The sequence below is a fragment of the Schaalia sp. lx-260 genome (assembly GCF_021083645.1).
In the GTDB taxonomy this organism is placed as follows: domain Bacteria; phylum Actinomycetota; class Actinomycetes; order Actinomycetales; family Actinomycetaceae; genus Pauljensenia.
This window is the reverse complement of sequence record NZ_JAJNRQ010000007.1, coordinates 1-14,432: the sequence shown is the minus strand read 5'-3', so window position 1 is coordinate 14,432 and position 14,432 is coordinate 1. Positions and strand designations below refer to the sequence as shown.

10 protein-coding genes are annotated in these 14,432 nt (G+C 49.3%); 9 read left to right on the top strand and 1 reads right to left on the bottom strand.

The window, feature by feature from the left end:
- From LRP57_RS07800 to LRP57_RS07760, 9 genes are all read left to right on the top strand, one after another.
- Window positions 1-432 carry an RbsD/FucU family protein gene (locus LRP57_RS07800; protein ID WP_231206048.1) on the top strand — a complete coding sequence of 144 codons (432 nt, stop codon included), beginning with the start codon at window positions 1-3 and terminating at the stop codon, window positions 430-432.
- Between the two features lie 266 nt (window positions 433-698).
- Window positions 699-1,445: a DeoR/GlpR family DNA-binding transcription regulator gene (locus tag LRP57_RS07795; protein WP_231206046.1), complete on the top strand. Its 747-nt coding sequence runs from the start codon at window positions 699-701 to the stop codon at window positions 1,443-1,445.
- 12 nt (window positions 1,446-1,457) lie between these two features.
- Window positions 1,458-2,804 (top strand): dihydrolipoamide acetyltransferase family protein, encoded by a 1,347-nt coding sequence (locus LRP57_RS07790; RefSeq protein WP_231206044.1) that lies wholly within the window; start codon window positions 1,458-1,460, stop codon window positions 2,802-2,804.
- Between the two features lie 31 nt (window positions 2,805-2,835).
- Window positions 2,836-4,203 carry a dihydrolipoyl dehydrogenase gene (gene lpdA / locus LRP57_RS07785; RefSeq protein ID WP_231206042.1) on the top strand — a complete coding sequence of 456 codons (1,368 nt, stop codon included), beginning with the start codon at window positions 2,836-2,838 and terminating at the stop codon, window positions 4,201-4,203.
- Window positions 4,204-4,236: 33 nt separating this feature from the next.
- Window positions 4,237-6,687: an alpha-ketoacid dehydrogenase subunit alpha/beta gene (locus LRP57_RS07780; RefSeq protein ID WP_231206040.1), complete on the top strand. Its 2,451-nt coding sequence runs from the start codon at window positions 4,237-4,239 to the stop codon at window positions 6,685-6,687.
- Between the two features lie 150 nt (window positions 6,688-6,837).
- Window positions 6,838-8,142 carry a PHP domain-containing protein gene (locus LRP57_RS07775; RefSeq protein WP_231206038.1) on the top strand — a complete coding sequence of 435 codons (1,305 nt, stop codon included), beginning with the start codon at window positions 6,838-6,840 and terminating at the stop codon, window positions 8,140-8,142.
- A 168-nt stretch (window positions 8,143-8,310) separates the two neighbouring features.
- Window positions 8,311-9,327, top strand: coding sequence for an SDR family NAD(P)-dependent oxidoreductase (locus tag LRP57_RS07770; protein WP_231206036.1), 1,017 nt, complete (start codon window positions 8,311-8,313; stop codon window positions 9,325-9,327).
- 51 nt (window positions 9,328-9,378) lie between these two features.
- Window positions 9,379-11,007, top strand: a complete 1,629-nt coding sequence (locus LRP57_RS07765) for an alcohol dehydrogenase catalytic domain-containing protein (protein ID WP_231206034.1) — start codon at window positions 9,379-9,381, stop codon at window positions 11,005-11,007.
- Window positions 11,008-11,700: 693 nt separating this feature from the next.
- Window positions 11,701-11,889 (top strand): hypothetical protein, encoded by a 189-nt coding sequence (locus LRP57_RS07760; protein WP_231206032.1) that lies wholly within the window; start codon window positions 11,701-11,703, stop codon window positions 11,887-11,889.
- A 179-nt stretch (window positions 11,890-12,068) separates the two neighbouring features.
- On the opposite strand, the gene LRP57_RS07755 is transcribed toward LRP57_RS07760, so the two are convergent.
- Entirely contained in the window at window positions 12,069-13,532 is a 1,464-nt protein-coding gene (locus LRP57_RS07755; protein WP_231206030.1) for an alanine/glycine:cation symporter family protein, read from the bottom strand.
- Window positions 13,533-14,432: the final 900 nt, after the last annotated feature.

Sequence of the window (14,432 nt, the reverse complement as noted above, 5' to 3'; positions counted from 1 at the left end):
ATGCTGTATGGTCCGATGACTCACCCGCAGTTTTTACGTGCTTTAGCTGCAGCGGGGCATGGGTCAAAGATTTTGTTGGCGGATGGGAATTATCCTCACACGACGGGTGTGAATCCGAATTGTGAGTTGGTGAGTTTGAATCTTGCTCCTGGAATGTTAACGGTTTCGCAGGTTCTTGAGGTTTTGAAACAGACGATTCCAATTGAAAAAGCGGAGATCATGGTTCCAGAGGCGGATCAGGATCCGATTGAAATTCCAGCTCACGCGCAGTACCGTGAGGCTTTGCCCGATGTGGAGTTTGGTGAGATTACGCGTTTTGCTTTCTATGATGCGGCTCGTAGTCAAGATGTTGGCATCATTGTGGCAACAGGCGATCAGCGTTTGTATGCGAATTTGTTGTTAACAGTGGGGGTTCGTCACCCGGGAGAATGATTTTGTTATGAGGAATAGCGCTGTTCTGCATCGTGTTGAGGTTATGACATTAGGTGCAGTACGGCGCTATTTCGTTTTTTCATTATAGTTCGTTTGTTGTGGAATATATTTTTCAGATTTTTACCTTATTTTCAGGTGAAATAGGATGAAAATATGTCAGAGAGTGGGCTTGCGCACTTTCGTTTTATTATCTATTCTTAGGTAGAGCGAAAGATAAAACGATATAAAACGTAAATGTTTTTCTCGTGTGCACAAGGAGGTGGCATATGAATAAACAAGAACGTCATGCGACTATATTGGATCGCCTTGCCGCCGACGGAGAAGTCAGTGTCACCACACTGTCAGAAGACCTTGGAGTTTCACCTGTGACAGTACGAGCAGCACTGTCAGAACTAGAAAAACTTGGCTACCTTGTCAGAACTCACGGCGGCGCACGACCTACCACATATCGCAATATCCGATTACGACAAACTGATCGTGTTGAACAAAAAGAACGTATTGCCGCGGCCGCGGCCGCAATGGTACGCGACGATGACCGCATTATGATCGAGGCGGGAACGACCTGTTCTCTGATCGTTAAACATCTTTCTGGGCTGCGCGGTGTACAAATCGTTACGAACTCGGTTCTTGTTTTCGCTAACGCCCGCTCAAATCCGCATTTCACATTAACGCTGACAGGCGGGCAATACAGACCAGAATCAGAATCCCTGGTAGGCCCGGTTGCTGAAAGATCTATTAACGCTTTTAACGCACGTATCGCCTTTTTAGGGACGGACGGTTTTAGTATCGACCGAGGTTTAACAACACAGCTAGTCGAAGGCGGACAAGTTGGTTCGCTGATGCGTGAACGCGCTGAACAGACATGGCTGCTTGCAGACTCGTCTAAATATGGACGAGCTGGTTTTGTGAGTTTCATGGGGATCGATCAGATCAGTGGAATCATCACCGATGATGAACTAGCTGTAGACCCTAGGGAAGAATTATCAGCGCGTACTCATATGCGCATCGTTTAGGAGGAAAATAATATGGCGTCCATCGTGGTGATGCCCCAACTGGGTAACTCCGTCGAATCCTGCATCATTATGTCGTGGGAGGTCGCAGTTGGTGACACAATCGCAGTTGACCAGACTCTCTGTTCCATTGAAACCGATAAAGCAACGATGGATGTTCCCAGCACAGAAGCTGGAACTGTCCTAGCGATTCTTGCGCAAGAAGGTGACGAGGTTCCTGTCAAAGACGCAATCCTGATAGTCGGTGAAGCAGGTGAAGACATCACTTCACTGATGCCAGCAGGTGCAGCCTCAGAAGAAACAGCAGCCCCATCAGATAAAACAGCTGACACCCCTCAAACGCAGGCCCCGGCAGCCCCAACGTACACCACCGGTGTGAATGATGGTGCTGTCTCACCTCGCGCACGTGTCCTCGCTGAACAATACGCAGTGGACACCGCCACCTTGACACAAGGCTCAGGTCCTCATGGGCGAATCATCGAACGCGACATTCAGGCCCACGTTGCCGAGCATCCGACACTCACTTCATCTGCGCGCGCTCAAGGCGGCCAGGCAGCACAAGGAACTGGTATCGGTGGACGAGTCACCACAGCAGATCTGAATAACGCGCCCGCACAAGAATCCTTTGTTACTGCTGCTCCAAGTGAAACACGTGAATTCCCCGGGGCTTCCACCTCTGCTCCGCTGAAGGGAATCCGCAAAGTTGTTGCGGAACGAATGATGGCTTCCCTGAATGAAACAGCTCAACTGTCCTACACCGTTACTGCGAATGCTGCTGGACTGTTGGCTATGCGTAAGAAGCTCAAGAATTCCGATGAAAGCCTCGGCTTGAACGGTATCACCATTGGAGACCTCGTAGGTTATGCCCTTGTACGTACCTTGACGAAGTACCCAACCTTTAACTCACACCTCGATAATGGCGTATTCACCACATTCGAGAATGTGCACCTTGGTTTTGCTGCGGATACTCCTCGTGGCCTTTTGGTTCCTGTTGTGCGCTACGCAGACACGATGACACTGAAACAGTTCTCAGCAGCCTCTAAGCAGCTTGCTTCAGAAGCTATCGCAGGAAATATCAACCCTGAACTGCTTGGCGGTGGAACATTTACAGTGTCGAACCTTGGTAGCTTCGGAGTTGAAACTTTCACACCGATTATTAATCGCCCTCAAACAGCGATTCTTGGTGTGGCAGCGATTACGCCTCGCCCGAACGTGAAAGCAGATGGCTCAATTGGTGTTGAACAACGTATCGGATTCTCGCTTACAGCTGACCATCAAGTGATCGACGGTGCAGATGCCGCTCGATTCCTCCGTGACCTCGTGGCCGCGATTGAAAACATTGACGTCACGGTTCTGGCCTGACGCCTGATACAACACACAGGAGAAAACACAGATGACTGAGACTCACTTCGATGTCATTGTTCTAGGCGGCGGTCCGGGTGGATATCTTGCTGCTGAGCGCCTTGGACATGCAGGGAAGAAAGTTCTTCTTATTGAAGAAACAGCTCTTGGAGGAACCTGCTTAAATGTGGGATGTATTCCAACAAAAACCCTCCTCAATGGGGCAAAAAATTACATCCACGCTAAAGAAGCCAGCCAATTCGGTGTAGACGTAACAGGCGTGACCTTCGACTGGGCGCGTATGCAAGCCTGGAAAGAACAGGTAGTTGCAGGTCTTGTTGGTGGTGTCGGAGCCGCTGAACGTAAAGCAGGTGTCACCGTTATTCACGCGCGCGGACATTTCGACGGGCCCGGTCGTGTGAGCGCAGAAGGTACGACCTATACAGCAGAGCACGTCATTTTGGCAACGGGTTCAGTTCCTGTTATACCGCCACTGCCTGGCGTAGAAAATAATCCAGCGGTCGTGGACTCTACAGGAATCCTTTCGCTAGATGAGGTTCCTAAACGCCTTGCTGTCATTGGTGGCGGTGTCATTGGTGTGGAATTTGCTTCACTTTTTTCCACACTTGGTAGTGAAGTAACCGTAATTGAAATGGCTCCGGAAATCCTGCCTTTCATGGATAATGACATGGCCGCTCAATTACGAGGCGCAATGTCGGGCATCACCTTTGAATTAGGATGCCGAGTTGAAAGTCTAGACGGGGCTGCGGTTACCTACTCTAAAGACGGCGAGAAAAAAGTTATTGAAGCAGATGTCATCCTCATGGCAGTGGGGCGACGACCTGCAACACAAGGATGGGGCGCGCAAGAGAGCGGACTTGAAATAAACCGTGGCATTGTTGTCGATGACCGTATGCGCACGAATCTGCCAAATGTATGGGCCATCGGTGATGTGACAGGACGCTCCTTACTTGCTCATGCGGCATATCGGATGGGTGAAATCGCAGCGGCAAATATTCTTGATCCGCAAGCTCATCGTCGTGGTGAAGTGATGCGTTGGCATACAGTTCCGTGGGCCGTGTACTGCTTGCCTGAAGCTGCCGGTGTGGGACTTACCCAGTCACAAGCGCAGAAAGAAGGACGCGACGTCCTTATCGGAAAAGTTCCTGCACAGATGTCAGGCCGTTTTATTGCTGAAAATGGTTTCCGCGCGCCAGGATCCGCAAAAATTGTTGTTGATCCTCGCACACATCAGGTTCTCGGCGTTCATGTCCTTGGCGCATACGCTGCTGAAATGATTTGGGGTGCGCAAGCGATTCTTGAAATGGAACTGACCGTCGAAGACTTACGACAAGTCGTATTCCCACATCCAACGGTCAGCGAAGTCATTCGTGAAGCTGCGTGGGCTGTCAGTCTCTGAAATATAAACCTATTTCCACTGAAGGAAAGAAAAATGACGAAAACACTTATTGTTGATCCTGCAAAAGTACGTGCACGTGGTACTTTGAACTTGCCTGAAATCCCTTTGAATTCCTACGAATTTAATCTTGAAACCGAAGTGAATCGCTACGGTCAAGACGGGCTTGTGCGCATGTTGCACGACATGATTGTTATTCGCACATTTGAATCAATGCTTGATTCCATTAAAAAGACCGGCGAATGGGAAGGCGTCGCCTACGATCACAAAGGCCCGGCACACCTTGGTATCGGACAAGAAGCCGCATACGTGGGCCAGTCTTTTGTTCTTAGCCCCGACGACCAATTATTTGGCTCTCACCGCTCCCACGGTGAAATTTTGGCTAAATGCTACTCCGCTATGCGTCAGATCGATGATGCCTCTCTTGAAAAAATCATGAAAGAGTTCCTTGACGGAGAAACACTGTCCTTTGCTGAAAAAATTGATTTCGCACATACGAAAGAACTGACTGAAAACTTCATCCTTTTTGGTGCGCTCGCAGAAATCTTCGCTCGTAAATCAGGCTTTAACCGAGGCCTTGGCGGATCAATGCATACATTCTTCCTGCCCTTTGGTTCATACCCGAATAACGCAATTGTGGGCGGTTCAGCTCCTGTCGCTAACGGTGCTGCCTTGTACAAGCGCATTAACCGTAAACCAGGCATTGTGGTGTCAAATATTGGTGACGCGGCAATGGCGTGTGGTCCTGTATGGGAAGCAATGAACTTTGCCACGATGGATCAGTTCTCTACATTGTGGCGTGAGGAGGACGGTGGCTACCCGCCGATCCTGTTCAACTTCTTCAATAACTTCTACGGTATGGGTGGGCAAACCTTTGGTGAAACAATGGGCTATGAAGTCCTCGCACGTGTAGGCGCCGGCCTGAACCCTGAAGCAATGCACGCGGAACGTGTAGACGGTATTAACCCGCTTGCAGTTGCGGATGCTGTGACACGCAAGAAGAAGATCCTCGAAGAAGGCCGCGGACCTGTCCTTATGGATACGCTGACCTACCGTTTCTCAGGTCACTCTCCTTCAGATGCCTCAAGCTACCGTGTACGTGACGAAGTTGCCCTGTGGGAAGAAGTCGATTGTATTGCTTCCTATTCTGATCTTCTGATTTCACATGGTCTGACCACGCAATCAGATATTGATGACTACACAGCAGCTTTCACCGAGAAACTGGTGAAGGTCCTCAAACTGGCAACTGATGAGGAAAATTGCCCGCGTGTTGCCGATGGCTACATCGAAACAGTCATGTTCTCCAACACTCCTGTTGAAGCAATGGACGAAGGCGAAGCCGAAATTGACTTGACTGACAATCCACGTGTCAAAGCCCTCGAAAAGAAGATCCGTAAGGCTGTTGACGACAATGGCAAACCGGTGTCGAAGATGAAGATGTTCCAGTTCCGTGACGCATTATTCGAGTCACTGGTTCACCGTTTCTCCATTGATCCCACAATGGCTGCTTGGGGTGAAGAAAACCGTGACTGGGGTGGCGCATTCGCTGTGTATCGTGGACTGACCGAAGCCCTCCCGTACCGTCGTCTCTTTAACTCACCGATTGCGGAAGCTTCCATCGTTGGTGCAGGTGTGGGCTACGCAATGGCTGGTGGACGTGCGGTTGTTGAACTCATGTACTGCGACTTCCTTGGTCGTGCAGGTGATGAAGTATTCAACCAGATGGCGAAGTGGCAATCAATGTCAGCTGGTTTGCTGAAGATGCCGCTGGTACTGCGCGTTTCGGTAGGTAACAAGTACGGTGCGCAGCACTCGCAAGACTGGACTGCTTTAACAGCACACATTCCAGGTCTGAAAGTATTCTTCCCCACCACTCCAACTGACGCGAAGGGTATGCTGAACCTTGCTTTGCGCGGAACAGATCCCGTGGTCTTCTTTGAAAGTCAGCTGCTGTATGACAAGGGTGAAGAATTTGAGCCGGAAGGTGTACCGACCGGATACTACGAAACACCTGAAGGCGAACCCGCTATCCGGCGCGAAGGCAGCGATATTACGATCGCAACAATCGGTGCAACCGTGTACCGTGCCCTCGAAGCAGCTGATATCTTGCAAGAGAAGTACGGAATGAGCGCTGAAGTAATTGACTTGCGTTTTATCGCTCCACTGAATTATGACAAACTGATTGCTTCTGTGAAAAAGACAGGGCGTTTGCTTTTGTCCTCTGACGCGGTTGAACGTGGTAATTTCTTGCACACAGTCGCAACGAATGTTCAGTCTTTAGCTTTCGACGCTTTGGATGCTCCTGTGACTGTTGTGGGTTCACGTAACGGCATCACACCCGGACCTGAGTTGGAATCCTATTTCTTCCCTCAGCCTGAATGGATGATCGATGCGATTCATGAGCGTATCGTTCCTTTGCCGGGGCATCTTCCTTCAACGAACCAAACTGAAGGTGAACTCGCTCGTCGCAACCGACTGGGTATCTGACCCTTACTAGGGCTGAAATAGTCCTCTTTCGTGTGATTACCCTAGTCTGGCTGTGCCGCTGTCATAGTAAAAGTGACACAGCCAGACTCCCCTCCTTCTCCTATTCAATTTCAATGCCGGTACCTGTTTTCCCTGTGGAAGGCTTAACCAATGGAACCAACAAACGATCCTGCTCTTGCCCCCCAACAACGTCTCGACGCTTTACGAGAGGTTGCTGCGACGGAAGTATTCCCACAGTGGGTTCCAGAGTCCAATAACCATATTCACACCTGCTACTCGTTCAGCCCTTACACTCCCACGGGAGCTGCTTTAGGTGCTCGCAGAGCCGGTTTGCGTGTGGTTGGTTCAGTGGACCACGATTCTATTGCGGCAGCATCTGAAATGTCTGAGGCCACCAGAATTCTTGGCATGGGCTCCGTCACGGGTTTTGAATGTCGTGCCTTTTTTGATCCGAATGGTCCTTTTGCTTCGCGTAAGCTAAATAACCCTGATTCTGCGGGTATCGCATATATGACGGTGCAGGGTGTTCCTTCTCATGCGCGGCATCGTGTAGCTGAGTGGTTAGCTCCTCAACGCAGCGCTCGCTTGGAACGTACCCTTACGATGGCTCAGGCTGCGAATGACATCCTTGAAAGTTTAGGTTTGGAACCTTTCGATCCTCAAACTGACATGGTGGATATAAGTCAGTATGCAACTGGCGGTGGGATTACTGAGCGTCATCTGCTTTCTGCTATGGCTTCTGCTCTGATTCGTGGATTTGGTAAAGGTGAATCTTTAGTCAGAGGCTTGAAAGAGATGGGAGTGGTAATTCCTGACTCGCTTGGTGGTTTGCTTGGTGATGAAGCAAATCCTCATGTGATGTATGACCTCCTTGGTGTGCTGAAATCCTCGTATTTGGAACGCATATACATTCAGCCGACAACAGAATGTTTGACAACGGAAGAAGTGGTTGCTTTTGCTGATTCGATCGGCGCCATTGCGACATATGCGTATTTAGGTGATGTGTCTGCCTCTCCGACGGGTGATAAGAAAGCAGAAAAATTTGAGGATGAATTCCTTGATGAACTGGTGGAAGCTGCCGCTGACCGCGGGTTGCGAGCGATCACCTACATGCCTCCGCGAAATACGTCTGAACAGTTACGACGAGTGCATGAGCTGGCGTTACGTTACGGGATGCTTGAAATTTCCGGAGTAGATATTAATCAGCCGCGTCAGTCATTTAACTGTCCTGAACTTCGTCGTCCGGAATTTGCTGATCTGAATGAGGCAACCTGGGCGTTGGTTGCTCATGAAGCTCTTGCGAGCGTAGACCCTGATTTGACCTTGTTGGGAACGCAGCGTCTGACACCTAACCGTCTAGCTGAACGTATTCGTCAGTATGCTCCGCTTGGCCGCGCTTATGCAGAGGGTGCGCAGGCATCTGATCTTGCTCAGCGTGCAACAGCAGTGTCGTGATGGTGTGCTGATACGACATGACGATTGGTGTCAAAGCAACAGATATCGCACATATGGGTCTGGCGTGGTTGTGAAAGATATGAGTCTGATCGGCTTGGATACGCTGAACGCATAGGAAAGAAAATATAACGACTTGAGTTATACCTCGTCAATGATGAAAGGAAAATAATGACTCACGCACCTGAAATTCGTGGCTTATTTTTAGAGGCGCTTGGCCGTCCGGTTATTGTGCGTCCCACAGATGCGCCTGCGGGCCTTACCCTTCCAGATGATTTTTCGCAGGCTTCGCATGTTTTAGCGGCTGTTGAATTACCTGTCGTAGTTTCATATGGGGAAACTGCGTATGAGGTGACGGCTCTTTCGCGTGGTGAACGTGAGATTACTGGTCGTGTTGCTTTGGTGACAGGCGGAGCGCAGGGTTTTGGAGCTGAGATCGCACAGGGCCTTGTCAATCAGGGCTGTTTTGTCTATATCGCTGATTTGAATGGTGAAGGTGCTGCCGCAAAATCTGCGGAACTGGGGGCACATGCGACACACCCGATCACAGTGAATGTGGCAGATGAAGATTCTGTCGCAGCAATGGTTCAGGAAATTGAAAGTGTCACAGGGGGGCTTGACCTTGTGGTATCGAATGCGGGTATTGTTCGTGCCGGTTCTGTGTTGGAACAGGATGCTTCAGCTTTCCGCCTGTCAACGGATATTAACTATGTGGCCTTTTTCCTTGTAACGAAGCATTTGGGTGCTTTACTTGCGCGTCAACATTCAACAGCACCTACCTGGTTGACTGACATTATCCAAATCAATTCAAAGTCAGGTTTAGCTGGGTCGAATAAGAATGCCGCCTATGCTGGGTCCAAATTTGGTGGTATCGGGCTGGTTCAATCTTTCGCGTTGGAGCTTGTGGAATATGGCGTGAAAGTTAATGCGATTTGCCCTGGGAATTTCTATGATGGGCCTTTGTGGTCTGATCCGGAAAAGGGTCTGTTTGTTCAGTATTTGAATTCCGGTAAGGTTCCGGGGGCGCGCACAGTTGCTGATGTGAAAGAGTTCTATGAATCGAAGGTACCGATGCGCCGAGGGGCGACTGGTATTGACGTGTTGCGGGCAATCTATTACATCGTGGAGCAGGCTTATGAGACTGGGCAAGCTGTGCCTGTGACAGGTGGGCAGGTCATGCTGAATTAGGAGCATGCGGCAGGTCAGAACTTTCATTTCATGTTTTGAGGAGATTTTCTAATGACAACGTACCCTGAAAGTCAGTATGCGATTCAGATTGTCGGTGCTGATGATTTTATTGTGAATACTGAGAAACCTGTGGACGCGGTAGGTCCGCATCAGATGATGCTGAAAGTGGAGGCATGCGGTATTTGTTTCTCTGATACGAAGCTGCTTCATGCTTTTGATACACACCCACGGAAAGCGGAAGTAATTTCAGGTATTGATCCGCAGGCTTTGAAGGAAATCCCAGGTTATAAGCCTTCGTCGCTTCCAACAGTGCCCGGTCATGAGCCGGTGGGTCGAATTGTGGAGGTAGGCGATCAGGTCACGCACTTCAAGGTGGGGGATCGCGTGCTTGTTCAGGCTGACTGGAAGCATCTGCGTACTGCGAAGTCGAATGGGGCTTTCGGTTATAACTTTGAGGGTGCTTTGCAAGAATATGTGGTTCTTGATGAGCGCTGTGTGGTTTCACCTTCGGGTGAAGAGTTCCTGATTCATGTATCAGAAGGTCCATCGGCTGCTGCAGTAGGTTTGATTGAACCTTGGGCAACAGTGGAAGGTTCATACGCTTGGCGTGAACGCAATCATGTTGCTGATGATGGCCGTTTGCTTGTGGTGGGTCAGGGCGATATTTCTGGACTTGTGGCAGAGCATCTTCCTGCGGAAATTGTCTCCGTTTCTGAGGCTGAAGCATTGGGTCTGGCCGATCAGACTTTCGATGACATCGTGTATTTTGGTGCGAATGCGGATGTGATTGAGGCTTTGTCATTGTTGCTGGGGACTCGCGCTGTCATGTGTGTGGTTCTTGGAGGGACGCAGATCGACCGTAAGGTGAGTCTGGATATTGGTCGTGTTCACTATGACTTCATACGTTTTTGTGGGACAACCGGTGATGATCCGCGCGATGGGTATGCATGGATTCCTGCAACAGGTGAACTGCGTGAGGGCGATAGGGTTGCAATTATTGGTGCTGCTGGTCCTATGGGTCAGATGCATACGATGCGTGCGGTGACTTCTGGAGTATCAGGGATTAGTGTTGCTGGTACAGATGTGTCGGATGAGCGTTTAGAGGGCTTGCGTGCGGTTGTTGGACCGGTGGCAGCTTCGCGTGGGGTGCCGTTGGAAGTCATTAATACAGGGGTAACGCCTTTACAGGCGGGGTACACTCATCTGAGCTGTATGGTTCCTGTTCCGGCTTTGGTATCTCAAGCGGTAGATTTGGCAGCTCAGGGCGCTATTATCAATGCTTTTGCCGGTATTCCCGCGGGCACATTTGGTGATTTTGATTTGCAGGGCATTATTGAGCGCCACATTTTCATGCTGGGTACGTCAGGTTCAGATGTGTCAGATATGCGTACTGTGTTGCGTAAAATCGAGGACGGCATTATTGACACGACTATTTCACTGTATGCGGTGACGGGTATGGCTGGTTTTTCTGACGCGATTCATGCGGTGATGAACCGGACTTCTGGCGGTAAAATCATGGTTTTCCCGTCTTTGCATGATTTGGGGCTGACTCCGTTATCTGAGCTTGCTGATACTTTGCCGCAGGTTGCTGCATTGCTGAAGGATGGTTTGTGGACAAAGGAAGCAGAAGAAGCTTTACTTGCGACGGCTAGTTCTGAAGCGGTGGGGTCGTCACTGTGACTTTTTTCTGACCTGAGCGGTATTGCTTGTGGTTCTCAGAGCGTTTCGGGGGTGCGTTTCGGCGCACCCCCGACGTGTTTTGAGTTTTCAGGGGCACAAAGATGGGGGGAAGAATGTAGGTCAAAATGTGTTGCTGCTGGTAGGGAAGCGAAGTTTTGTAGGGTATGCGAAGCAAAGTTTTTTGTTTTTGTTTTGGGCATCTTTGTTTTCGCTGGTCCTGGCGCGGGTAAAAATTTACCCATTTTGCTCATATTTTGAAATTTTGCTTGACGTGTGTAAGGAAAACGCTTAATCTGATCGTGATGCGTTGAGCGCGGCTCCGCAGTTGTTTTCTAGGGCTTTGCCTTACGCTTTGGTGGCATGCGTTGCCTGAGCATTTATTTTGTATTTGTTTCCGATGGAGGAAAACAATGAAGCGCATGCCGAGGATTCTTTTTACTTCAAAATTGGAATCTGAAGACAGTGTAATGAACATAAGTAGATATGCTGATGGTTCTCAAATTGATTCTTTTTCGGATCCTTGGCACAGGGCTATTGGAAGTATCAATGATTTGAGAACAAAGCGAATAAGCCCAAATATTGTGGAATGTTTGGGAACATACTCTGCCGGCGGTTACTACAGCACCACTGTCGGTTTCAGGGTCGAAACTCATGGGAATCAAGCTAGCATCTATGGTTTAGGGAGCTGATCGTATGCTGCATCCTTTAAAATCTTTCCTTCAGGTGCCTTTTGGTGAATATCTGATTTCGAATCTCTTGATGTGGATTCTGATTTTCGCTGTCATCATTGGTGTTGGGGCACTGATTTTTTACTTCTATCGGGCGAATAAACAACAAAGGCGATTCTCCTCTGATGCCCCTGCACAGAAAGAAAATGAGTAATTCATTCATCATGACGTGTAATGATTTCGGAGCGACAATTTCCTCATAACAGAGCACAATCACTGCAACATGATTATCTGTGCTCCAATGACATTGATGTAGCGTCCTCTATATAGGAACCGTGCCGCCTCATACGTAATATGTGTACGAGGCGGCACGGTTCAAACTATTTCAATGACTTATTGCCAATAGTCGAGTTTTTCGGTAATTCCGATGCGAGAGGCAACAAATTGAGGATTCACTCCTGCACGTTTTTGTTCTTCGTAGTCTTTAGCACATGCCAGAGCTTTAGATCCGAGTAACAAAATAACGGGAAGGTTAATTAATGCCATGCATCCCATGAGTAGGTCCCCGATATTCCATGCGAGGGAGAAATCCAATAGCGCGCCTGCAAAGACAAGTACGACAGCGAAAGCTCGGAAAGCCTGCAAAAGCCATTGCGGTGTTCCATGCGCACGAGTAAGGAAACGTAGGTTTACTTCGGCATAGTAGAAGTTCCCAATGATTGTGGTGAAAGCGAAAAGTACCAATGCAATTGTGGTGAACGGGAGCGCAAATTGGTGTAGGGCAGTTTCCATTGACTGAATAACCAGCGGTCCGCCTTTCAAATCTTCTCCCCCTTGAATACCGGATGACAGAATCAAGAAGGCTGTAAGGGTGCAGATAATCATGGTGTCAATAAAGACAGAGAGCATCTGCACAAGTCCCTGTTTGACAGGGTGTGAAACCGAAGCTGAGGCTGCTGCATTTGGAGCGGAACCCACACCTGCTTCGTTAGAGTAGAGCCCTCGTTTAATACCAAGCATCATTGCCGAACCTGTGAAGCCGCCAAAGATCGCTGGGAAATCAAATGCGTTGGAAAAGATGGTTGAGAACATGTGCGGGACATTCCGCCAGTTCACGATGATGACGAATAAAGCAACGATGATGTAAATGGTTGCCATAACGGGGACCAGTAGGCTCGTAACGGTTGTGAGTCGTTTACTGCCTCCGAAAATTGATACCGCCATTGCGACAGCAAGAATGCCGCCGATGATGTAAGGGGTGAGTTCGGGGGTGTACCAGTCGTAGGCTGTGAAAGCTTCTGCGACATTGAATGAAGCTAAGAGGTTGAAGCCACCCATGTAGGTTGTAATGAGGGCGACGGCGAAAGTGATTGCGAGCCAGCGTTTTTTAAGGGCGCTTTCAATATAGTAGGCCGGTCCACCGATTGAATGATCGTCAGCGGTTTTACCTCGTTTTTTGTAGATCTGCGCCAGTGTTGATTCAACGAAAGCGCTTGCTCCGCCAAGGGTAGCGATGACCCACATCCAGAAGACTGCGCCGGGTCCACCGAGCGCGATTGCTGATGCGACACCTGTAATGTTGCCAACGCCAACTCGTGAGGCGGTTGAGACCATGAGGGCATGGAAAGAAGAGAGCTCGCCGCTGCGTTCGGGTCGTTCGGCGACTACTCGTATGGATTCTACGAAAAGGCGCAGGGGAAGTGCGCGTGAACGAATGAAGAAGTAGAGGCCTGTGCCAATCAAGAGGGCTACCAATATATAGGTGTAAAGGTAACCGTTGATTTCACCAATGAGGTCGTTGATTTTTCCAGCGATTGTTTGGAAAAATGTCGTGTTTTCAGGTGAAAGCGAAAGCATAATGCACCTTTGTTTTGTCGATGTTTTTACTATTCAGATACTTCGCGTGCCTAAGCAGCGGTGTAAAGCTAGAGAAATTGTAAAGCAATCATCATCTTTTATTGTAATTTTCGTATGTGTTGGCTGTGGGCGTGCAGATCTGCGGTGTGGGTTGTTACGTATGGGGTCGTGATTCCGCAGATGATGGCCGGGCAAGCGTTTCAGTGTGCCTTACTGTGCATGGGGTCGTGATTCCGTAGAGGGTGAGGGGAGGTATGTAAGTTGGCTGACTATTGGGAGTGGGTAAATAGGGCATCTTTTATGCTGTGTCCACTAGGACGTAGGGAAGTTTTCTCAAAGCAGCAGAATTGGGATGTCGCCTGTCCTATAAGTTCGAGTTTCTTTGCGGCTTTGTGGACTTTTGCATGAAGTGCGTGAAGTCAATCAAATCTATGTGAGGCTGTGCCCTGTGCCCTGTGCCCTGTGCCCTGTGCCCTGTGCCCTGTGCCCTGTGCCCTGTGCCCTGTGCCCTGTGCCCTGTGCCCTGTGCCTGTGCCGTTGGAAAGATTTTTATTCTCTTTTTGCTGGAATTCCTAGGAGAGATGTAATGAAATAGTGTGCCCTCCGTTATGTAGTGAGGAAGATTTTGGTGGAGTGGGCCTAAATTTTTGTGAGGCGTGGGTAACTTTTTTAGCATCCTTTCATGAGTGGTACATTGAGAAAATTCTGTGTTTGTAGGGGAATGAAAATTTAGCTCAGAACTTCTTCTTTTTAGGGGTGACGAGCGTCGCAAATTTTGGTTTGACGTGTGTGTGGTGGGGTGGGTATTGTTTTTGTTTGTCGCCTGATGGGGTTTGCCGGTTGTGGTGGGTTTTGTTGGGTGGTGTGCCTGGCCTTGGTGCTGCGGGGTTTTTCTTGTGG